Origin of the sequence: Bacteroides bouchesdurhonensis (assembly GCF_900155865.1) — a bacterium.
Classification (GTDB): domain Bacteria; phylum Bacteroidota; class Bacteroidia; order Bacteroidales; family Bacteroidaceae; genus Bacteroides; species Bacteroides bouchesdurhonensis.
Map to the genome: position 1 here is coordinate 847,119 of NZ_LT707006.1, position 21,017 is coordinate 868,135.

Here is a 21,017-nt window from a genome sequence, read left to right on the forward strand (position 1 = left end):
TATGCGTTGTTTCATTATTACTATCGACTTTTTTATTGTATCGTAAAACAAAAGAATGTCAAGTTTTAGAACAAAAAAATAGCATACAAATGGCTAATAGTACAACTCTACATAAAGTTTTATCCAGAAATATGAAAGCAACGATGTATTTTGATTGTACTCAGTTAAATGACGATATTTTTTTATACAAGTATTCTAATGGAAAGACAGATTCAATACCTATTGGAAATATAAAAAATCAGAATGTACTTTTTGTTCCAAAACAATGTTGTAATGTTTGTTATGATGAGGTATATGATGCCTTGCTTTATGCTAAAGATTCTTTGAATATTGAGATAATAGCAATTACAGAAAAAGAAAAATACAATGAAGTCCGTAATATAATTCATGATTTAGGATTTAAATTAAATGTTTATTACATTAACTCCTTCTCATTTTGGAAATCTACCTCAATTGAATATGCTCCATTTTTTAGCTATATTGATAAATATTTAAGATGTAATCACTGTTTTATTCCTTTAGTAAATTACCCAGAATATTCCTATTTGTATTTAAGAAATATATCTAAGAAATATTGGAATAAACCAATTTATTAAAGAATCTACTCCTTATAGACAATAGTTCGTTAAAAATTATCCTAACCTAAGCTATTTTGGCGGTAAATTAAATGAGTTCAATAATTAGTGTGTTTGATTTCATATCAGACACACTAATAAATCGTTCAAAGCATATATGCATTGTGTATGACCGACTTGCAGGAGGATTATGGTATTCCTGGCTTCTTACATGCGGCTTTAGCCAAATTGACTGCAGTCAGTGACGCATTACGGTGGAAATTCAAGTGAAGAAGCCCCCCCTCATCTATCACTTATCACCTTCGATAAATTGTATATTTATCCTTTTTCAGGCTTTATGCGCACCACTTTATACATATTCCCTCTCTTCGACCTCGTAGAAGGCACTTTGTTCTTCTGCAAGATTCTTCCAAACTGAATAATGTTGCAGTTTGATACACGAATTTTGCTGTCGTGTTGTACTTGTTCCAATATTTCGATGGCGAGCAACTGTTCGCATTCTTCGCCTTCACAAGCCGGGCGGAAATATTCGTGAAACAATTGTTCGGCAATCGGCATGACCTGAAACTCCTTATTACCCTCCTCTATAAATTTTTCATCTTCTGTGTCAAACCAATAACGTTCGTTTTTATAAAGATGATGAATTGCTTGTGCATAAAGTTGTTCATAATCAATAGGTGAGCAATCTATTGGTCCCATGACGTCGATGACGATATAACGCCGGTTCCCTGATGTGTCTGTCAGTAAGTCTTTATGATTACTCGTTCCAATGAAGGAAGCGTATCTCCGAATCTCTTCGGTAGTTGTGCCATACGGACGTTTAACATTCACGACAGGTTTCTGAAGAATATGTTTCAGGAAAGCCTGTTGATTTTCTTTGTTTTGGTCGAATTCGTCCAAGTTGATCAGTAAAAAGCGATTGAGAGATAGCTCTGCATCCCGTTTGTTACTGAAGTCAATGCGGTCGTTATAATATGTCTGTAATTCAGGAGGTAATAAACTCCTGCAAAATGTTGATTTCCGGTAAGCTTGCGGACCGACTAGCAAAGGAACCGTACAATTTGCGTGTTTCCGATCTATCTGACGCCAATGAGCAACCATGTTCAGGAACCAGCGGTAGAACAGGTCCGGCCAATGGGGATTGCTGCAAGGCACTCGGTTGGCAAGTTCGCGTATCCGGTCGCGTCCGTCCCAACGGACATCCAAACTGAAAAGGTAATCTTCTATCGGGTTGAATATCGGTATGCGGTCGGAGTCGAGATACCGAATCACATCTCTGTCCCAGAGATTCAGTCCTTCCAATCGCGCATTTATGGCGATACTGTTTCGTATACGGCTGCTAATAGGACGAAAATAGAAACAAAACGTGTTTCGTTCGCGATACTCCGTTACTGCGGTTATGGTGTTGTAGCGGAACTCATATCGCCGTTGCATAAACTCCTCAGTACGAAGTCCCAGTTCCTGTTCCGGAGAGAGGGGAGATTTCTTGCCAAATCCTTTTGCGTTTGTATATACGTTTTGCACTGTTTGCCGGACGAGGAATTCTTTCTTTTTTGTATAGAAATGAGCGATTGCCCAACGAGTGGTTTCTTCTTCGGGTATGCCTGCCAAAAAGCAGTTCCGGGCTAACTGAACTAACAAGGGTTTTAGGTCTTCGTCGGAGCGGGTGTGCAGACTTGGTTGGAGCTCGCTCAACGATTGATAGGCTTTATTTAGTGCCACTTCAAAAAGTGCGGACAGTGTATCGAAACTGTCATATCCCGGGATTAACCGTTTGAAGGGGGATGATTCTGCCCGGACGGTTTCTTTGTAAGTCGTTTCCGCAGGCATCTCTAACGGTTGGCGCAGGTAGACGACAGTAGATTGGGGGTTATAATAGAGTTCCGGATCATATGTCTGTCGGCAAAACTGTTCCAAAGTCGGGTTTTTCAGTTCGATGGGGTAAGATAATACCGGTTGGTAGAGGCTGACAGCTTTCCGGTAAGCATGAGCCTGAAATATTTCGGCTTCTTCCCGCGTTGTCGGTAGGGAATCGTCCGGTCGTGTGAACCGTACCCATATTTTTACGGAATGTGCTCCCGATCCCATGAATGCGGCGAACGTTTGGGAAAGTTCGGAGGCTTCCTGTTTTACCAGATTTACTTCCACCTGATTTGCCAGGTGGTTTACTTCTATTTGTACAACCCCGTTGTATTCGGTCATTTGCATACCGTTAGGCGTTTTTCGGAAAGCGGCGGCAGGAATGATCTTCGATAGTTTTTCCACTCCTTCCAGTTGGCTGTCCGGTGATGCGTATCGTATGCTCATCCGCAGATTGCTTACCGGTTGAGCTTTTGTTTCATGCATCATCGCTTTCATTTGTAGGTCTGCGTCAAGCGTGCGCATGGTTGTTGCTCCACCGTTTTCCCGCATCAAAGTTACTTTCATGATAAAAATGTTTTCTAATTTGTGCCCTGTTCTTTAGGACATATAAAGGTACTGCTTATTCTCCGGTTTTCCAAATGATGTAGCATGTTTATAAAATATATTGTTGAGGGAAAAATAGAAACTATAAGGATGAATATTTTATAAGTAATGCTATAATTACAGTTCTATAGGGTGGAACAAAGTGTTTTATACATTGAAACACTTTGTTTCACTATATAGAACACTTTGTTTCCCTATATGAAACACTCTGTTTCAATAAGGCGAACACTTTGTTACAAGCATTTGAACAAAGTGTTTATAGGCTAAAAACATCTGGTTTACCTGTATGTTTTCTGGTAAATATAGGTTATATGTTATATAGTTTGCCGGTGATAGGTGATAGAGGAGGTGATAGGTTGATTTCCAACCTATCACCTCTTGAAAGTACGATGAACAGGGGAATACAGAAGACTGGTGATAGGTTGATAGAGAAAATGATGTTTTTTTTCTGGTAGAACGGTTTCGGGATATAATCTGATCAGTCCAAAAGGGAAAATCTGATATTCTCCAGATTAAAGGAATACTTGGATCTGCACTTTTACTTTGTTGCTGAGTCATACGATGGATGGTATTTGTTGGCTATTTCCCATTGTTTATATATTCCATAATCAATTCTATTTCAGTTTATTTTTAATTTGATCTGATATAAAGTTTTGTTTTGTAAAGCTCAAATATAAGAAAAGAATTTTTAGCCGGAAAGACAACCCTCTTAATAATTGCCCGCAAATTATATTATCGCTTCTTTTCTTGTAGATTCAAGATTTTTTTAGTATTTTGCCACCCTATATCTTTTAAATCTATATTGGAAAAATGAGAGTGACCACTTTATTGATCGGAATCCTTTGCTTGCCCCAGATGTTATCAGCAAAGAAACATACAAATTTTGTAATTATCTTGATGGATGATATGGGATATGGCGATGTGTGCTCCAATGGAGCTATGGGATACGAGATGCCGAATCTGAACCGGATGGTAAAAGAGGGTATGCAATTCACTCATTTCTATGCCCCACAAGCTGTGAGTGGGGCTTCGCGTGCGGGACTATTGACAGGATGTTATCCCAATCGTATCGGAATGGCCGGTGCACCTTCTCCCGGAGCAAAAAACGGAATACATGAGGATGAATTGACTATTGCTGAAGTTTTGAAGCCTAAAGGGTATACTTGTGCAGCTTATGGAAAATGGCACTTGGGAGACGCGATACAATTTCTTCCTTTAAGAAATGGCTTTGACGATTATTATGGCATACCTTATTCTAATGATATGTGGCCGAACCATCCCAGTCACCGTTATCCTGATTTGCCGTTAATTGAAAAAGAAGAGGTAATTGAACTGAATCCTGACCAAAGTCGGTTTACGACGGATTTTACCAATAAGGCTGTTGATTTTATTGATAAAAATAAGAAAAATCCTTTCTTTCTGTACTTAGCTCATCCTATGCCGCACGTTCCATTGGCTGTGTCTGACAAATTCAAAGGAAAAAGTGCAATAGGATTATATGGGGATGTGATGATGGAATTAGACTGGAGTATAGGGGAGATACTGCATAAATTGAAAAGAGAGGGACTGGACGAAAATACGTTGGTTATTGTTTTGTCCGATAATGGACCTTGGCTGAATTATGGCAATCATGCCGGTAATACCGGAGGATTACGTGAAGGGAAAGGCACAAGTTTTGAAGGCGGACAGCGGGTCCCATGCATCATGCAATGGAAAGGGACGATCCCAGCCGGGAGTATCTGCGGCAATTTGGCATCCGGCATTGATTTGTTGACTACATTTGCTGAGATTGCAGATGTGCCACTTCCGGAACATAAAGTAGATGGTGTCAGCTTAGTTCCTTTATTGAAACAGATTCCCGGTGCAAATCCTCGTTCTACATTTTATTATTATTATCGTCGAAACGATTTGGAAGCTGTGACGGATGGGTTCTTTAAATTGATATTTCCACATAAGCATCGTACTTATGAGGGATTTCTGCCTGGTAACGATGGAGCACCCGGGAAAGTCAATGAGTTTTATCCGTTAAATGAGAAGTGGTTAATTGATCTCCGTCGTGATCCGGGAGAAAGATATAATGTGATAAAATTGTATCCGGAAATAGCAGAACGATTAGAGAAGGTGGCCGAAGAGGCAAGAGAGGATTTGGGCGATAATCTGACGAAGTCGAAAGGAAGAAACAGGCGTCCGGCAGGTCGTGTAGAGGATGTTTCTCATTAAATAGTTAGTTTGCTTTATCCTGATAGGGCAATATCTGACTATGATTAATAATAAAACATGATACAAACATGCAAAATAAAAAATGGTTTATCATTTGGATAATAGTAATGTTGTCTGCCGGAGGGATAGAAGCGCAGGTAAGTAAATACTCCAAAACAAAAGGAGATTTTCTTAAAACTCGTCTTGAGATCTCTGAAAATAAACGTTTCTTGCAGTATAGTGATGGTACGCCTTTCTTCTATCTAGGAGATACGGCGTGGGAATTATTTCATCGCACCAATAAGGAAGAAGCTGATTTATATCTTGAAGATCGTGCGCGGAAAGGTTTTACTGTTATACAAGCAGTTGCTTTGGCTGAGCTCGATGGAATCAATGTGCCAAACGCTTACGGTTTTCTACCCTTTGAAAATAATGATCCGGATAAACCTTTAATAAAAGAAGGTGCCGATAATGATTATTGGGATTATGTGGATTATGTTGTAAAAAAAGCCAACGAACTTAATTTATATATAGGCTTTCTTCCAACATGGGGCAGATATTGGCATGACGGTACTCCCATCTTTAATAAACAGAATGCGAGGAGTTATGGAGAATTTCTGGGGAAACGTTATAAAGAGGCGCAAATTATATGGATTCTGGGAGGAGATCGAAATCCTGAGAATGAGAATCAAAAAGAAGTAATAAGGGCCATGGCCGAGGGACTTGCGGCTGGGGATGGAAAGAACCATCTCCGCACATTCCATCCTACAGGAGGACAAGGTTCTGCCCAGTTCTTTCATGCGGAAGATTGGCTGGATTTTAATATGCGTCAGAACGGGCACGAAGTAGAATATGGGAACTATTCTAAAACCAGGGATGATTATAATCGTACTCCCGCTAAGCCGGTAATGGATGGTGAACCTCTGTATGAAGATCATCCTGTTGCTTTTCAGGCTAAACGTAGGGGACATTCCATCGCATCGGATATTCGTCGTGCTCTATATTGGGATTTATTTAATGGAGCTTTCGGGCATACTTATGGTCATCATTCGATTTGGCAAATGTATGATCCTGACAAATCGGGACCTATTAATAATCCTTTAATGTCTTGGCGTGATGCCATACATCAGCCAGGTTCAGAGCAAATGATATACGGACGTTTATTGATAGAATCACGCCCATTCTTTACCCGTATACCTGCAACAGAGAAGATTCTGGTTACAGACAAAGTTCCGACAGCCATGCCGGGAGAAGGCCGCTATCGTTTTGTTGCTACTTGTGATCAAGATTTCTCCTACGCCATGATATACGCACCTGTCGGGAGAAAGTTTAAGGTACGAATGAATGTATTGAAAGGTGATAAAATCAAGGCTTGGTGGTATAATCCAAAAACAGGAAAAGCTAGTAATGCAGGTATTTACTCTAATAAAGGAGTACAGACATTTATTTCTCCTGATCCGGGAGAAATGATAGATTGGGTTCTGGTTTTGGATGATGCCTCAAAAAAATATCCTGCACCAGGAAAAAGGTGAATGTAAAGTCAAAGTCTGGCTTTGGATATCATTACGAAATGTGTCAATCATCAATTTCTTTCATTCAAAGATGGAAATCGTTCGTTAATATTTCTTTAGTTAATAACTTCAATCTTTAAATAAAAGCAAACAACAGCCTTTATTCTTAAATAATTTGTTGAAAAAGAACAACTTGTCTAAAGTTTTACTATATTTATTGCAGCTAGAGAGCACTTTAAGTAATGCTTTAAGAAGAAATACGATAAGTAGTATATATACTATATATTTTCTATTATTAATTACTTAAACAAATTTTTTATGGAAGCCAAGAAATCAAAAAAGGCTGCAATTGAGAACCAACGTGGTTCTTGGTTGATGATGGGTTTGATTGTTGCGCTTGCGTTCATGTTCGTTTCGTTCGAATGGACACAACATGGTGTAAGAGTTGCGACAACATCGTCATTGAATGACGACCCCATCTTTGTAACGGAGCTTGTTCCAATCACATTTCCTGATGAGAAGAAACTGGAACCACCACCTCCCGTAGTGACAAAAATAGTCGATGTATTCGTAGTAGTGGATGATAAGACAGAGATAGCGGAAGATGTTTCTATGATAGCGGAAGATATGTCGTTTAAACCTGTAGAGGGTATTTTGGCACCGCCAACTGAAGTAGTGGAGGATGTGGTAGTGGAGGATGAGATTTATGTGGCAGTAGAGAATATGCCGGAATTTCCCGGCGGGACTGCCCAATTAATGAAGTATCTTTCTTCGCGTATCAAGTATCCGACAATTTCTCAGGAGATGGGCACAAGTGGAAAAGTAATTGTTCAGTTTGTCGTAGACAAAGACGGATCGATCACAAGCCCTGAAGTGGTGCGAGGTGTGGATCCTTATCTGGATAAAGAAGCTCTCCGCGTGATTAGTACAATGCCCAAATGGAAGCCGGGTGAACAAAACGGCAAGAAAGTAAGAGTAAAATTTACTGTACCGGTGAGTTTCACATTACAGTAGTTACTTTGGAATAAATGAGTAAAAGGGTCGATTCTCGCGATGAGAATCGACCCTTTTCAATTGATAGTCAGAAATGTTATTAATCGTCAAACGTGTTTTCGGTAATTGTTACTTTACCGATTAATGGATACCTCTTATTTAATTCATACTGGGTATGTCGATTGTTTCGCTTTCCTCCTGCCAATTGTCTATTGTAAAATTTCCGGTCTCTTCCTCCGAGAAGATTTCGGCTAAAGTCAATGTTAGGGTAAGTCGGGTATTCGCTTTCAAAGGAGAACTCAGAGGTTGCTTGAATGTTTTTACAGTTCCGTTTTTTAGAGTGACAATGAGTTGAAATAGAGGACTAACCGAGGATGGAAACAGCATAACGGTAGCATTACTCATTTGAGTGCCATCTGTGGATAGCACAAGCGGGAAAGCTACAGTCTTGGTTTGGTTTGTCACAGCCGCAGTGTATAGGTTCATCTTTTCAGCAATGCCTCCGATATGAACTGTCATACTAGCTATGCTGGAACTTAAAATACCATTATTCTTATTTTTTACAATAACTTTCAAACCTGCAACTTGCCGTTTCATGGCAGCATTCAACTCTTCCGTACCAATATTAGCTGGTTTCACGGCATATACCAAATCAAAGACCGGATAATATGTAGTATCCGGAATATTCTGGCGAAGTCCAAAGTACTGTTGTGATAAATCTCCGCCAACAGTGATCTGAGGGTCAGTCACTGTCGGATTACTATAGATAGGTTCTTCATATTTAGGTGTTCCCCAATAAATCATGTTATATGTCCCTATCGGAAGTGATAGCGCACGTTTCGGAGCACCGAAAGTACTTCCGTCTTTCAGGTTGTACAACCCTGGAAATGGCGTAAGCATATCATTAATATAATTTCCAAAATAGATGGAGGTTCCGGCTTGGCAGGGGTATACTTCCAGAACACCGGTCATCGGACTCTGTAAGTTGTCGGGTGAATTGACCGTAGCATTTATAACTGGACTGATAAGTCCGTTGTCTCCTCCTCCATTATTTCCGTTATTGCAATCGTTTTCGGGTAACATGGGATTGTCGCTGGAACAACCGGAGAAGATGGCAACTATTAGTGTTGCCATAAAAAAAATTTTCTTCATAATTAAAGCTGTTTTAGGTTCTGTTTTCCCCTAATAACATTTTCTATCCGAATTGGTTCTATGAGATTAAAAAACGTATCTTTGCATTACGAATGATAAATGAATGATTGTCTTATGAATCATCTACTACTTTGCTTGAAAAGACCTTTTGTCTGGCTTTCCCGTTTCCGTTATCGTTGTGGTTATGGTGTTCATTCTCCTTTTGCTTTCAATTTGATTACGGACGTGATCTATGAAAAGCTACCTTACTATGCTTACCGTTCTTTAGCGTCTGAACAGAAAAAGATGTCTAAAGAGCGGGGATGGTATAGAGGAACACAAAAGGTTAACCGCTTATTGTTCCGATTGGTAAACAGGGCACAACCTGACATCATTGTAGAAGTAGGACGTCCCTCTGTGAGTGCTCTCTACCTGCAATCTGCAAAGCCTTCTGCCGGATATCTTTTTGCATCCGACTTGTCGGAACTTTTTCTGGATACAGACGTACCTGTTGATTTCCTGTATCTGAATGATTGCCGGAATCCGGTTCTTGTAAAAGAAGTTTTTGAGGTTTGTGTGCAACGGACTACTCCTAAAAGTTTGTTTGTTGTTTATGGAATAGCCTACTCCAGGCAGATGAGAACGTTATGGCACGAATTGCAAAATGATGAACGGGTAGGGATTACTTTTGATTTGTATGATGTCGGTCTGCTTTTTTTTGATAAAACAAAAATAAAACAGCATTATATGATCAACTTCTGAGAACCGTTATGCGTTACTTTACTATATAATGATAAATAGAAGATTATGAAAAAGAGCCTTGTATATACAAAAACCGGTGATAAGGGAACTACCAGTCTTGTTGGTGGTACCAGGGTTCCGAAGACTCATATACGTTTGGAAGCTTATGGAACAATCGATGAATTAAATTCCCATTTGGGTTGGTTGCATACCTATTTGATAGATGAGAATGACCGCGATTTTATTTTGGGAATACAGCATAAATTATTTTCTATAGGTTCGCACCTTGCTACCGATCAGGAGAAAACACAACTGAAATGCGCAAGTATTATTACTAAGGAAGACGTGTTACGTATAGAAAAAGAAATTGATAAATTGGATGAACAGTTGCCGGAACTTCGGGCATTTATTATTCCAGGAGGTGCTCGTGGTGCAGCTGTTTGTCATGTTTGTCGTACTATTTGTAGGAGAGCCGAACGCCGCATTTTAGTTTTGTCCGAAACTTGTACAATTTCTCCCGAACTTCTGGCCTATGTAAATAGATTATCAGACTATTTATTCGTTTTATCTCGAAAAATTAATTTTGAGGAACAAAATAATGAAATATTTTGGGATAATAGTTGTAAATGATAGATTTTATTATACTTTTGCCGAAAAATAGAAAACAAGACGTTAGTATTCACTTTTAATACTCAAGATTATGTATTGGACATTGGAATTAGCATCCAAACTAGAAGATGCGCCTTGGCCGGCAACCAAAGAAGAGTTGATCGATTATGCCATGCGTTCAGGGGCTCCTCTTGAAGTTATTGAGAATCTCCAGGAAATGGAAGATGAGGGCGAAATCTATGAGAGTATCGAAGATATTTGGCCGGATTATCCTAGCAAAGAAGATTTCTTCTTTAACGAAGAAGAGTATTAATACCCACAGATAAGCTAAATAGTTAAATATCAGTGCGATAAACAATGGAATTTGTTGTCGCACTGGTGTTTTATGGGGGCAGATGGCGCAATTTGTTTGTCCTCAGGAATATGTGATTAAGTTGAGTGTTAATCCTGTTCCTCTATCCACTCTCTTAATTTTGCTTGTAGCAGCTGTTTGTCAGGAAGATATAATGCATATTGCTGCGCATAGATATTGGATTCTTTTGGTAAAGTAAGTTCTACCAATGCATCTTTCTTTTCTTTGCAAAGTAAAATTCCAATTGTAGGCTTTTCAAAATCCTGTTTTACATATCGGTCATAGTAGTTGACATACATCTGCATTTGTCCTAAATCTTGATGAGCCAGTTTATCTACTTTCAAATCAATAAGCACATAGCATTGTAGAAGCCTGTTATAAAAGACCAAATCTACATAGAAATTTTCTTCCTCAAATGTAAATCGTTTCTGCCGAGCTTCAAATAGAAATCCCTTTCCCAATTCTAATAGAAAATGTTGCATCTTGTCGATTATGGCATTTTCCAGCTTGGTCTCAGAATAAGACGCATCAGGCTTTAGACCTAGGAACTCTAATGTTAAAGGATTCTTTATGATGTCATCTGGTTTATTGATTGTTTGCCCCTCTTGTGCTAAACGCAAGATTGAATCTTTGTCTTTGCTGAGAGCCAAACGCTCATACAGACTTGAATTATATTGCCGCTGCAATTGACGTACACTCCAATTTTGTTTCTGAGACTCAATTTCGTAAAATCTGCGTTCTTTATCAGATTCAATGCGCATTAATATCAAATAGTGAGACCATGAAAGCGTAAACGGATATTCACTAGTTGATTTTATGGGGCTTTCGGTGAATTTTTCAATTTGGTCAACGCTGTTGTTCCAATCTCTTTTGTCGAGTATGTTGAGAAAAACTTACGACATCTTTTCAATGTTTCTACTGACCAGCCATCGCCAAAACACTCTGTCAATGATTCTGCTACACCTTGCAAAAGTTGCTTGCCGTAGGTTGCTCGATCTTCACCCTCTTGTACGACATCTACGATGATGCGTCCGATTTCATATTTGGTGATGACTTCGGTAATATTAATGGACCGCGCGACATTTGCCCGTGCATTATTTATCAGGTGTTCAATACGTTCTGCAACATCTGCTACGATACGCTTATCTATGTTTTGTATATTACTCATGTTCTTTAGGGTTATCTTTACTGATCAAATCCTGTACTTTAACACCTAAACACTCTGCTATTTGGAATAATGTCTCAAGGCTCGGCTGGCTGGTGTTAGTACACCATTTGGAAACAGTAGCCTGATCTTTCCCCAATTGTTCAGCTAACCAACGATTGGTGCGTTTCGTCTCAGCAAGTACCACTTTCAGCCGATTCATCTCTTTATTCATGCGTTATAACTTTATCTGTATGCTACAAAGATAGCAATAGTTCAAATATTATGAGATATAATGATAAATATTTCCTTTATTATTTTAATGTTTTGCGTATTGAGTCAAAAAGAAGTTGTATATTTGTAGGTAATCTATATTCGTGCTATGAAGAAGATTATTTTTATCATAACCACTTTATTGATTGGTATTAATGCTTTGAGTCAAAGTTTGTTTTCCTCACGTCTTCCTTTTCATGGAGGGACTCTTGCTGTGTCTTCTACAGAAAACATGTGGGTAGCAGATAGATCTGGCTATTTGTGGTATGTAGAGAGTATAGATAGTCTTTGGACTCTAGCTCCTTTGGGAGATAAAGCAAATTATCCTTATGGGGGTATGTCTATATTTGAGCATGTGACACTTTTCAATAGAGATACCTTGATGATTTCCGGATTCATAAGAGAAAATAATTTAGAGGGAGATTTTGTTTTGTGGTCGGGTGACAAAGGAAAGAATTGGGAAAAAATAAAGTTTGGTTACTCTAGTTGGCTAAATGCCTTTTATCATCTTCCCAATGGAAAAGCCTGGATGAGTGGTTCTTCACAATATATCTATTATACAGAAGATTTTGGAAAAACATGGAAACAGTTTGATAAGGTAGAGAAAGAAGGCAATTTACGGTTTCAATCTTTGTGTTTTGCTAAAGATGGTAAAGTTGGTCTGTTTGGTTCTTTATGGAATGTTATATATAAGACTTCTGATAATTGCCAAACATGGGAAAAACTGCCTACTCCTTATACTCAAAAAAAATACAAGTGGCAGTATGGTTCGGGAGATACAACTGGTAATCGTCCGGAAATAACTAAGATCAGAATGATTGGTAATTATTATATCATTAAACAAGACGGACGAACATTCATAACCAAGGCGAATGATGTAGATTGGATGCCATTAAGTTCCGTATTGGACTTTGAGGTTACCGCTAATGAAAAAATATATCTTATTTATAAAGATTATACGGTTGAGCTTTTGGATTGTAATCTTGCTACATTATGGAAATCAATTATTCATCTTCCCTCAGATCCTACGTCTATTGCAGTACAGAATGAAACGCTATTTTTTATTACCTCCTATTTTGTAGTAGCAATAAGTCCTGAACGGTTTTATATCAAGGAAACTTTTACGGATGAGTTTTCTATTTCCGAACCTTATTTACAAGTTGATTATGAAAAAGAGAAATATGGATTTGATGAGAAGGATGTTTTGCTTTACGATAAATTGCGAGAACAATGGAAACGTTTCCTGACGACAGATTTTCTTATCGGAAATATCTCTAATTATAAGGGTGAATTGCTTATTTCTAATGTTGATCTAACGAAGCATTTTATATTAGATATAGAGCAGAAAAAATTAAAACCGTTTATGTTACCTGAAAGAATTATTGGAGAAGATATTTCTATCAGAGGATTTAATATAGAGATTGGCAGTAAGGGGTGTTTCCATTATGATGTTGCGCGGAGAGTGTATGAAAGGGAGAAAGATGTGTTGGTTTCTAATCCTCGAAAAGATACGACAGGTGATTTGAACGAAATGCCTACTCAACTTGATATTAGTATAATCGAAAATTTGATTATGGCAATTGATAGCTTGAAATGTCATCCACTGTCACTTACTGATTTGGAGATAACAGAAGAAGACATTCTGGATTTTCAGAGTTTTGTGGACAAGGAATCTCTTGTGACCGAAGATAGGACACCTTACTTGATTGAAGAGGAAATACCTCTGTATACTTTTGATAATAATACTGACTATAATTATTATAGAAGGATAACTTCTTTACTTGATAAAGTGAATGATGATACCATGGGGCTTATTTTTAGTCTTAGTTCAAGAAAGTTGTCTACTACTACAGATTGGCATAAGATAACGATCTTATTGGATAACCATACAACTATAGAAATAAGGAATGAGGATAATAAACCAAATTATTATTATTCTCCTTGGATAATAAGTAGCAATGGATTAAAATTTAAAGTTAATTCTTTTGAAGTTGGTCGGATGATAAATACTCTGACTAATAATTGTTTCCTTCGTAAGAAATTCCGAGAGAAGAGATATCTGTTGTTCCAAATCGCTGATTATTTTTATCGTAAAGAAGTGTTGAATTGAAAACTTTCGTATATAAAAAATACCCGATAACGGCTAAAAGGTTATCGGGTGTTTTGGGTAGTTTCTGTTATATTAGAATATAGGCATCTGCCAAATGAAGCCTACGGATATCCGATTCGTACTGTAGTCCTCTTGTCCCAAGACTTTGGCACGTGAGGTGAAATTGTATGAACGTCCTACGTAAGTCAGGAAAAAATGGAGGTTAGTTTCCATTGGATAAAATTCAATCCCTGCGAGATATCCCCAGGAAGTGCGATAATTTCCTTTTTCTATATCTTCACCGGCTTTCCTGATGGAAGCAGTTTCATACATGCCTTTTACAAAAGCATTCCATTTGGGGAGAAAACGGTAATTGCATTTGGCTACTACAGAGAGATAATCAGTATTAAATGTATTATGTCCGTTTGGACGACCGACAATACTTGTGATTATTCCGGTACGGTCAATTGCTTCCTGTGAATACATGAAATCGACAAACGCATTCCATTTCCCAAGATTCAATTCATTACCCATGGCATAATAATAGAGATTCTTGCTACTAGCTTCATTCAAAAGAGAAGCTGACCAACGGGTTTTGAATACGTTGTTGAAATTACCATTCCAGTTTAATGTATAGACTAACGGCATTTTCCCCGATTTTAAATCGGGAAGCTTACCTTCTGAGTCTTCTGTGATACCATAAGTCTTCTCAAAACTGTTATTACGGCTGTTTAACACTTGGAGGTTTAACTGCTGATCCGGAGTAATATTATATCCGACATTCAATCCAGTCATAAAGTTACTCATATTCTCAATCATGTCGCAGTATTCATAGACATCTATAGGATTTAAATCAAATTCGAAACCTCCGTATGCCGTACATTGCTTTCCTGCAAAAAGGCTGAACTGATCGTTTAATTTGATATTAATACCAGCCCAGTCAATAGAAGTCGGTAGATTGTCTATCATGCCGTTAGCATCGTTCGAACGGTTAAGCCGTTGGCGATAGCGGTAAGAAAGCCAGTTGTTGATGTTTCCTTTTGCTTCTATACGAAGCTGGTGCATGTTGAAATCCCCTTCTTGAAACCCATCTCTGAAATGTGCATCAAAACTACCCTGCATATTAAGGAAAAGATTGAATTTATCTGTTTTCTTTTTCACATCAGTCAGTTCCTCAAACAACGGAGTGTTGGGTGAGAACTTTTCCTTTTTTTCAGTATTTTGGGCGTATACTCCCTGTATGCTACCCGCAAGGAGTAGCATAAGCACTAGTCTTTTCATAAGTTGGCTCGGTTTTTAATATTCGTTAAAATATTCCTGAATTTGTTTCCAATCCATGGTTTTGGTTAGTGCAAGCATTAGCAAAACGCGTGATTTTTGTGGGTTCAATTCCTGAGAAGCCACAAACTGATACTGGGCATCATCTACTTCAGCATCGAGAGTAGTAGGACCCGTCGGTACACGAGAAGAACGGACTACTAGGATACCTTTTTTACGTGCATCTATCAGTAGTGGGAAAATGTTTTTATGGATATTACCGTTTCCTACTCCTGCATGGATAATTCCTTTGTATCCATTATTGAGTAGAGGGGCTACCATATCTGCTTCAATATTGGAATAACTGTATACAATGCCAACTTTAGGTAGTGAAGTCAGGTGAGTTATATCAAATACAGAGTGGGTAGTATGTTTTTTGAGGGTAATTTGGTTATAAGTAACTTTTCCATTCAGGACATAACCTAGTGCACCGGAATTAGGAGCCTGGAAGGTTTGTACATCTACTGTATTCATCTTTATTACACTTTCTGCTCCCAGGATAAGACCATTCATAGCAACCAATACGCCTTTTCCATAGGATTCTTTAGCAGCCGCAGTAACTACAGCATTATAAAGGTTTAGCGGACCATCGGCACTAAGTGCTGTGGAAGGACGCATGGCACCTACTATTACTACCGGTTTGTCACTTTTGACTGTCAGATTCAGAAAGTAAGCGGTTTCTTCCATCGTATCTGTTCCGTGAGTGATAACGATACCGTCGATATCTGCTCTTTTCAGTAGCTCATTGATCTTTTTAGCTAAAGTTAGCCAGACTTCATCATTCATATCCTGTGAACCGATTTTTACGATTTGCTCGCCAGTTACATTAGCAATGTTCTTAACCTCGGGTACTGCCTCGAGCAATGTACTGATAGCTACTTGCCCGGCGGTGTAATTGGTTCCTGTTGCCGAACTTCCTGTTCCGGCAATTGTTCCTCCGGTGGCAAGAATATGGATATTCGGTTTTTGGGCAAAAGCCATTGTTACGGAAAATAGTAGTGTGACTACTATCAGACCTAGTTTCTGGAATTGTTTCATAACTAAATAATGATGTTTAGGTTAATTATATTATTAAAATACTTGTATAAAAAGTAATCCCAAACCAATTGCTACGATAGTAGATACCAGTCCGGGCATCATAAAGGAATGATTCAACACATATTTGCCGATTTTTGTTGTCCCTGTCCGGTCAAAATTGATGGCGGCTACTACAGTCGGATAGTTAGGTATAAAGAAATAACCATTTACAGCGGGGAATAGTGCTATCAGCATATAAGGAGAAATTCCGAGTGCAATGCCCAGTGGCATCAATGCGCGGACTGTAGCAGCCTGGCTATATAATAGGATTGACATGACGAATAATGCAATACCGAACAACCAAGGCATTTGTCGTACAATACCTTCAATGGATAAGGTAAGTTGTGCCATATTACCTTGCAGGAAAGTGTCACCCATCCAGGCAATACCGAAAATAGCAATAACAGCTTGCATTCCAGCAGGAAATACGGAACCTTGTGTTGCTTTGATCCCGTCTGTCTTGGTCACTATAAGAATAATCGCAGCAGCGGACAACATCACAATCTCGATGATAGCAGACATTCCTAGAGTTACAGTTTCTCCATCAATGAAGAAGCTCGGACGCATCCCCTCAAATGAACCGAAACAGACAATGAAAACAGTTGCTAGTATAAAGATGATAACGGATAACATAGCAGAACGTTTGTTCTTGACATCCTTTATTTCTATCTTCTTATCATTAAACAATCCATCTTTTAAGCGTTTCAGATATTCAGGATCGTCTACTAATTCTTTACCCACTCTCATGGAAAACAGCGCACCGACCAATACCCCGACAATAGTGGCAGGAATTGTAATTTTAAGGATATCAAATAAAGTGATATCAAATCCCGCCAATAAACCAAGCAAAGCAACTGTTGCAGCAGAAATGGGACTTGCTGTAATAGCTTGTTGCGAAGCAATTACAGCAATGCCAAGCGGACGTTCCGGTCGTATCTTTGTTTCTGTAGCAACTTCGGCAATCACTGGTAAAACAGAATAAGCAACGTGCCCGGTTCCGGCGACAAAGGTGAATAGATAGGTTACCAGCGGACTAAGCAACGTGACGTGTGACGGATTTTTCCGAAGCAAATGTTCTGCGAGTTTCACCATGTAGTCGAGTCCTCCCGCAGCTTGCATACAAGAAGCCGCCGAAATGACAGCTGCAATCATTAACATAACATCGATGGGAGGGGTAGTCGGCTGCAAACCGAAAACGAATGTTAGTATTCCCAGACCTACACCTCCCATCACACCAAGTCCTATACCTCCCAGGCGTGCACCGATAATAATAGCTGTCAGAACAAAAGCTAATTGTAATATCATAAACTGTTATTTTAAGTTTAAAGCAAATATAACTAATTTCTTTTCTTGTTTTCTATCTGTTTGGAATTAACAACAAAAAAAGTTATTGAATGGTTTTTGCATATTTATTAAAACAATAACATCTTTGATTGGTTATTATATCAACTAACGATAAAGTTATAGCTATAAAACAACCGATATGGAACAAAAATTATCAAAGAAAACTCGTATGGAAAGCGACTTGATAGGTAGTCGTGAAGTGCCGGAAAATGCATTGTATGGAGTACAAACACTTCGGGGAATTGAGAATTTCCGAATTAGCAAATTTCACTTGAGTGAATACCCTTTATTCATTCAGGCTTTGGCAGTCACCAAGATGGGAGCTGCCATCGCTAATCGTGAATTAGATTTATTGACGGAAGAACAAGCGGATGCTATTTTAAAAGCTTGCAAAGAAATATTAGAAGGAAAACATTGCGAACAATTTCCCGTTGATATGATTCAAGGCGGAGCGGGAACAACAACGAACATGAATGCTAATGAAGTGATAGCCAATCGTGCTTTGGAATTGATGGGGCATCAACGTGGTGAATACCAGTATTGTTCCCCCAACGACCATGTGAACCGTTCACAATCGACTAATGATGCTTATCCTACCGCTATTCACATTGGATTGTATTATACTCATCTTAAGTTACTGAAACATTTTGGTATCTTGATTGAGTCTTTCCGAAAAAAAGGAAGAGCATTTGCCCATATTATAAAAGTGGGACGTACTCAATTAGAAGATGCTGTTCCAATGACTCTTGGACAAACATTTAATGGTTTTGCAAGTATTCTGGAAGATGAAGTGAAGAATTTGGATTTTGCTGCACAGGACTTTTTGACGGTCAATATGGGTGCCACAGCGATCGGAACCGGAATTACTGCCGAACCGGAATATGCTGAAAAGTGTATTGATGCTTTGCGTAAAATTACCGGTCTGGATATTAAACTAGCTACTGATTTGATTGGTGCTACTTCGGATACTTCTTGTATGGTCGGTTATTCTTCTGCGATGAGGCGGATAGCTGTGAAGATGAATAAGATATGTAATGACCTTCGTTTACTGGCATCCGGTCCCCGTTGCGGATTGGGAGAAATTAATCTGCCTGCCATGCAACCGGGATCTTCTATTATGCCTGGAAAAGTGAACCCGGTGATTCCTGAAGTAATGAATCAGATTTCTTATAAAGTCATTGGAAATGATCTGTGTGTGACTATGAGCGGTGAAGCCGCACAAATGGAACTCAATGCTATGGAACCGGTAATGGCACAATGCTGTTTCGAATCTGCGGACTTGTTGATGAATGGCTTCGATACATTGCGGACATTATGTATTGATGGTATTACTGCAAATGAAGAAACTTGTAAGCGAAATGTACACAATAGTATCGGTGTAGTTACGGCATTGAACCCAATCATTGGATATAAGAATTCGACAAAGATAGCAAAAGAAGCTTTGGAGACAGGGAAAGGGGTCTACGAACTTGTCTTGGAACACAATATACTTTCTAAGAAAGATCTGGATACTATTCTGAAACCGGAAAACATGATTAAACCGGTGAAGTTGGATATTCATCCGAACCATGAATAAATAGTAAGTGGCAACATAATCAATCGGAAAAGATTCGCCGGAGAAATTGATTTGATATCGATTCCGGCGATTTTTTTTGTTACTTTTGATTCATTTGGGAATAATTGCCAATTCATTCGGTGAAATGGTCATTGATTGTTTCTCCGAAAAGGGAGAACTTTGCATCATTAATAGGAATCACTTTTAAAAAGAAATAGATATGAAAGATTTTGATGTTATTATTATTGGCTTCGGCAAAGGAGGAAAGACGCTTGCCGCTGAGTTCGCAAAACGTGGTAAGAAGGTAGCTATTGTTGAACGTTCTGAGAAGATGTACGGAGGTACGTGTATCAATATTGGATGTATCCCGACTAAAACATTAGTACATCAGGCAAAGATAGCTTCCGGCATGAAGGGACTTACTTTTGAAGAAAAGAGTGAATTTTATCGTCAAGCTATTTCTATAAAAGAAGAAGTAACAAGTTTGCTTCGGAATAAAAACTTTCATAATTTGGCTGATCACCCCAATATTACAGTTTATACAGGGATAGGGTCTTTTGTTTCCCCGAACGAGATTTCTGTACATACAGCTACAGAAGAATTTATATTGAGAGCAGAACAGATTATCATCAATACAGGGGCAGAAACGGTAATTCCTCCTATAGAAGGAATTACTGATAATCCATTTGTGTATACAAGTACTTCAATCATGGAACTTACCACTCTTCCTCGTCATTTGGTCATTGTAGGTGGTGGTTATATCGGATTGGAATTTGCTTCGATGTTTGCCTCATTTGGTTCGCAAGTGACAGTGCTTGAAGGATATTCGGAATTGATTTCACGTGAAGATCGTGATATTGCTGCCAGTGTCCAGGAGACATTGGAGAAGAAAGGCGTTGTGTTTCGTCTAAATGCAAAAGTACAATCAGTTAAGTATGTAGATCAGAAAGCCATAGTTACTTTTGGGGATTCTCTGACAAACGAAGTGCTTGAACTTGAAGCTGATGCAGTGCTTTTGGCTACGGGACGTCGTCCTAATACCGAAGGACTCAATTTGGAAGTAGCAGGAGTGGAAGTAGATGCGCGTGGAGCCATTATTGTGAATGAATATTTGAAAACTACGAATCCTGATATACGGGCCGTGGGCGACGTGAAAGGCGGATTACAGTTTACTTATATCTCTTTGGATGACTATCGGATTGTGCGTGAAGATTTGTTTGGTAAGAAAGAAAGGAAGATGACAGATCGTAATCCTGTTAGTTACTCGGTATTTATTGACCCACCATTGTCACGTATCGGGATCAATGAAGAGGAAGCACGCAAACAAAATCTGGATGTTGTCATTAAGAAATTACCTGTAATGGCAATACCGAGAGCTAAAACATTAGGAGAAACTGATGGGTTACTAAAAGCTGTTATTGATAAGGAAAGTGGTATGATATTGGGGGTTACGTTGTTTGCTCCCGACTCTAGTGAAGTAATTAATGCGGTTGCCATTGCAATGAAGACGGGGCAGGATTATACATTCTTGCGTGACTTTATATTTACCCATCCTAGCATGAGCGAAGCTCTTAATGATTTATTTGCCTAAAACTGGTTGTCCCAGACGTACGTCTGGGGATGTCCCACATGTACGTCTGG

At 38.8% G+C, this 21,017-nt stretch carries 18 protein-coding genes; 10 read left to right on the forward strand and 8 right to left on the reverse strand.

Annotated features, from left to right (window positions below; all coding sequences use genetic code 11):
* Nucleotides 1–89 precede the first annotated feature (89 nt).
* On the forward strand, nucleotides 90–596 hold the full coding sequence (locus CZ225_RS03225) for a hypothetical protein (protein WP_129585736.1): 507 nt from the start codon (nucleotides 90–92) through the stop codon (nucleotides 594–596).
* A 297-nt stretch (nucleotides 597–893) separates the two neighbouring features.
* Here the strand turns inward: CZ225_RS03225 and CZ225_RS03230 are convergent, their stop codons facing one another.
* Nucleotides 894–3,002: a BT4734/BF3469 family protein gene (locus CZ225_RS03230; protein WP_077152960.1), complete on the reverse strand. Its 2,109-nt coding sequence runs from the start codon at nucleotides 3,000–3,002 to the stop codon at nucleotides 894–896.
* 849 nt (nucleotides 3,003–3,851) lie between these two features.
* On the opposite strand from CZ225_RS03230, the gene CZ225_RS03240 reads away from it, so the two are divergent.
* The 3 genes from CZ225_RS03240 to CZ225_RS03250 all read left to right on the forward strand — a co-directional run bounded on the left by CZ225_RS03240 (nucleotide 3,852) and on the right by CZ225_RS03250 (nucleotide 7,765).
* The gene (locus tag CZ225_RS03240) at nucleotides 3,852–5,261 is read left to right on the forward strand and encodes a sulfatase family protein (protein WP_077152962.1); all 1,410 of its coding nucleotides are present in this window, start codon (nucleotides 3,852–3,854) and stop codon (nucleotides 5,259–5,261) included.
* Nucleotides 5,262–5,329: 68 nt separating this feature from the next.
* Nucleotides 5,330–6,772: a glycoside hydrolase family 140 protein gene (locus CZ225_RS03245; RefSeq protein WP_129585737.1), complete on the forward strand. Its 1,443-nt coding sequence runs from the start codon at nucleotides 5,330–5,332 to the stop codon at nucleotides 6,770–6,772.
* 297 nt (nucleotides 6,773–7,069) lie between these two features.
* Complete coding sequence (locus CZ225_RS03250; RefSeq protein WP_077152963.1) at nucleotides 7,070–7,765, forward strand: energy transducer TonB; 696 nt, start codon at nucleotides 7,070–7,072, stop codon at nucleotides 7,763–7,765.
* A 138-nt stretch (nucleotides 7,766–7,903) separates the two neighbouring features.
* On the opposite strand, the gene CZ225_RS03255 is transcribed toward CZ225_RS03250, so the two are convergent.
* Nucleotides 7,904–8,896 (reverse strand): FimB/Mfa2 family fimbrial subunit, encoded by a 993-nt coding sequence (locus CZ225_RS03255; RefSeq protein ID WP_077152964.1) that lies wholly within the window; start codon nucleotides 8,894–8,896, stop codon nucleotides 7,904–7,906.
* Between the two features lie 114 nt (nucleotides 8,897–9,010).
* On the opposite strand from CZ225_RS03255, the gene CZ225_RS03260 reads away from it, so the two are divergent.
* From CZ225_RS03260 to CZ225_RS03270, 3 genes are all read left to right on the forward strand, one after another.
* On the forward strand, nucleotides 9,011–9,637 hold the full coding sequence (locus tag CZ225_RS03260; RefSeq protein ID WP_077155674.1) for a hypothetical protein: 627 nt from the start codon (nucleotides 9,011–9,013) through the stop codon (nucleotides 9,635–9,637).
* A 45-nt stretch (nucleotides 9,638–9,682) separates the two neighbouring features.
* The gene (locus CZ225_RS03265) at nucleotides 9,683–10,246 is read left to right on the forward strand and encodes a cob(I)yrinic acid a,c-diamide adenosyltransferase (protein WP_077152965.1); all 564 of its coding nucleotides are present in this window, start codon (nucleotides 9,683–9,685) and stop codon (nucleotides 10,244–10,246) included.
* Nucleotides 10,247–10,316: 70 nt separating this feature from the next.
* The gene (locus CZ225_RS03270; RefSeq protein ID WP_025073674.1) at nucleotides 10,317–10,538 is read left to right on the forward strand and encodes a DUF2795 domain-containing protein; all 222 of its coding nucleotides are present in this window, start codon (nucleotides 10,317–10,319) and stop codon (nucleotides 10,536–10,538) included.
* Between the two features lie 128 nt (nucleotides 10,539–10,666).
* Here the strand turns inward: CZ225_RS03270 and CZ225_RS24940 are convergent, their stop codons facing one another.
* Genes CZ225_RS24940 through CZ225_RS03280 form a run of 3 tightly spaced genes read right to left on the reverse strand, consistent with a single transcriptional unit; the run spans nucleotide 10,667 to nucleotide 11,956 of the window.
* On the reverse strand, nucleotides 10,667–11,338 hold the full coding sequence (locus tag CZ225_RS24940) for a PDDEXK nuclease domain-containing protein (RefSeq protein WP_234982988.1): 672 nt from the start codon (nucleotides 11,336–11,338) through the stop codon (nucleotides 10,667–10,669).
* A 53-nt stretch (nucleotides 11,339–11,391) separates the two neighbouring features.
* Nucleotides 11,392–11,745 carry a DUF1016 N-terminal domain-containing protein gene (locus tag CZ225_RS24945; protein ID WP_234982989.1) on the reverse strand — a complete coding sequence of 118 codons (354 nt, stop codon included), beginning with the start codon at nucleotides 11,743–11,745 and terminating at the stop codon, nucleotides 11,392–11,394.
* Entirely contained in the window at nucleotides 11,738–11,956 is a 219-nt protein-coding gene (locus tag CZ225_RS03280; protein WP_077152966.1) for a helix-turn-helix transcriptional regulator, read from the reverse strand. The genes CZ225_RS24945 and CZ225_RS03280 overlap by 8 nt, the downstream gene beginning before the upstream one ends.
* 147 nt (nucleotides 11,957–12,103) lie before the next feature.
* Between CZ225_RS03280 and CZ225_RS03285 the strand changes: the two genes are divergently transcribed.
* Nucleotides 12,104–14,104: a WD40/YVTN/BNR-like repeat-containing protein gene (locus CZ225_RS03285; protein ID WP_077152967.1), complete on the forward strand. Its 2,001-nt coding sequence runs from the start codon at nucleotides 12,104–12,106 to the stop codon at nucleotides 14,102–14,104.
* Nucleotides 14,105–14,176: 72 nt separating this feature from the next.
* Here CZ225_RS03285 and CZ225_RS03290 read toward each other — a convergent pair whose 3' ends face one another.
* Genes CZ225_RS03290 through CZ225_RS03300 form a run of 3 tightly spaced genes read right to left on the reverse strand, consistent with a single transcriptional unit; the run spans nucleotide 14,177 to nucleotide 17,782 of the window.
* The gene (locus CZ225_RS03290) at nucleotides 14,177–15,364 is read right to left on the reverse strand and encodes a porin (RefSeq protein WP_077152968.1); all 1,188 of its coding nucleotides are present in this window, start codon (nucleotides 15,362–15,364) and stop codon (nucleotides 14,177–14,179) included.
* 15 nt (nucleotides 15,365–15,379) lie between these two features.
* Nucleotides 15,380–16,438 (reverse strand): L-asparaginase 2, encoded by a 1,059-nt coding sequence (gene ansB / locus CZ225_RS03295; protein WP_077152969.1) that lies wholly within the window; start codon nucleotides 16,436–16,438, stop codon nucleotides 15,380–15,382.
* Between the two features lie 33 nt (nucleotides 16,439–16,471).
* Nucleotides 16,472–17,782 carry an anaerobic C4-dicarboxylate transporter family protein gene (locus CZ225_RS03300; RefSeq protein ID WP_077152970.1) on the reverse strand — a complete coding sequence of 437 codons (1,311 nt, stop codon included), beginning with the start codon at nucleotides 17,780–17,782 and terminating at the stop codon, nucleotides 16,472–16,474.
* Between the two features lie 178 nt (nucleotides 17,783–17,960).
* On the opposite strand from CZ225_RS03300, the gene CZ225_RS03305 reads away from it, so the two are divergent.
* Nucleotides 17,961–19,397 (forward strand): aspartate ammonia-lyase, encoded by a 1,437-nt coding sequence (locus tag CZ225_RS03305; protein ID WP_077152971.1) that lies wholly within the window; start codon nucleotides 17,961–17,963, stop codon nucleotides 19,395–19,397.
* A 199-nt stretch (nucleotides 19,398–19,596) separates the two neighbouring features.
* Nucleotides 19,597–20,967: an FAD-dependent oxidoreductase gene (locus CZ225_RS03310; protein ID WP_077152972.1), complete on the forward strand. Its 1,371-nt coding sequence runs from the start codon at nucleotides 19,597–19,599 to the stop codon at nucleotides 20,965–20,967.
* Nucleotides 20,968–21,017 lie beyond the last annotated feature (50 nt).

Coding starts and splice junctions, on each gene's coding strand:
- CZ225_RS03285 (WP_077152967.1), top strand. CDS start 12,104: ATGAAGAAGATTATTTTTATCATAACCACTTTATTGATTGGTATTAAT.
- ansB (WP_077152969.1), bottom strand. CDS start 16,438: ATGAAACAATTCCAGAAACTAGGTCTGATAGTAGTCACACTACTATTT.
- CZ225_RS03280 (WP_077152966.1), bottom strand. CDS start 11,956: ATGAATAAAGAGATGAATCGGCTGAAAGTGGTACTTGCTGAGACGAAA.
- CZ225_RS03250 (WP_077152963.1), top strand. CDS start 7,070: ATGGAAGCCAAGAAATCAAAAAAGGCTGCAATTGAGAACCAACGTGGT.
- CZ225_RS03270 (WP_025073674.1), top strand. CDS start 10,317: ATGTATTGGACATTGGAATTAGCATCCAAACTAGAAGATGCGCCTTGG.
- CZ225_RS03245 (WP_129585737.1), top strand. CDS start 5,330: ATGCAAAATAAAAAATGGTTTATCATTTGGATAATAGTAATGTTGTCT.
- CZ225_RS03230 (WP_077152960.1), bottom strand. CDS start 3,002: ATGAAAGTAACTTTGATGCGGGAAAACGGTGGAGCAACAACCATGCGC.
- CZ225_RS03290 (WP_077152968.1), bottom strand. CDS start 15,364: ATGAAAAGACTAGTGCTTATGCTACTCCTTGCGGGTAGCATACAGGGA.
- CZ225_RS03260 (WP_077155674.1), top strand. CDS start 9,011: ATGAATCATCTACTACTTTGCTTGAAAAGACCTTTTGTCTGGCTTTCC.
- CZ225_RS03240 (WP_077152962.1), top strand. CDS start 3,852: ATGAGAGTGACCACTTTATTGATCGGAATCCTTTGCTTGCCCCAGATG.
- CZ225_RS24945 (WP_234982989.1), bottom strand. CDS start 11,745: ATGAGTAATATACAAAACATAGATAAGCGTATCGTAGCAGATGTTGCA.
- CZ225_RS03300 (WP_077152970.1), bottom strand. CDS start 17,782: ATGATATTACAATTAGCTTTTGTTCTGACAGCTATTATTATCGGTGCA.
- CZ225_RS03225 (WP_129585736.1), top strand. CDS start 90: ATGGCTAATAGTACAACTCTACATAAAGTTTTATCCAGAAATATGAAA.
- CZ225_RS03265 (WP_077152965.1), top strand. CDS start 9,683: ATGAAAAAGAGCCTTGTATATACAAAAACCGGTGATAAGGGAACTACC.
- CZ225_RS24940 (WP_234982988.1), bottom strand. CDS start 11,338: ATGCGCATTGAATCTGATAAAGAACGCAGATTTTACGAAATTGAGTCT.
- CZ225_RS03305 (WP_077152971.1), top strand. CDS start 17,961: ATGGAACAAAAATTATCAAAGAAAACTCGTATGGAAAGCGACTTGATA.
- CZ225_RS03255 (WP_077152964.1), bottom strand. CDS start 8,896: ATGAAGAAAATTTTTTTTATGGCAACACTAATAGTTGCCATCTTCTCC.
- CZ225_RS03310 (WP_077152972.1), top strand. CDS start 19,597: ATGAAAGATTTTGATGTTATTATTATTGGCTTCGGCAAAGGAGGAAAG.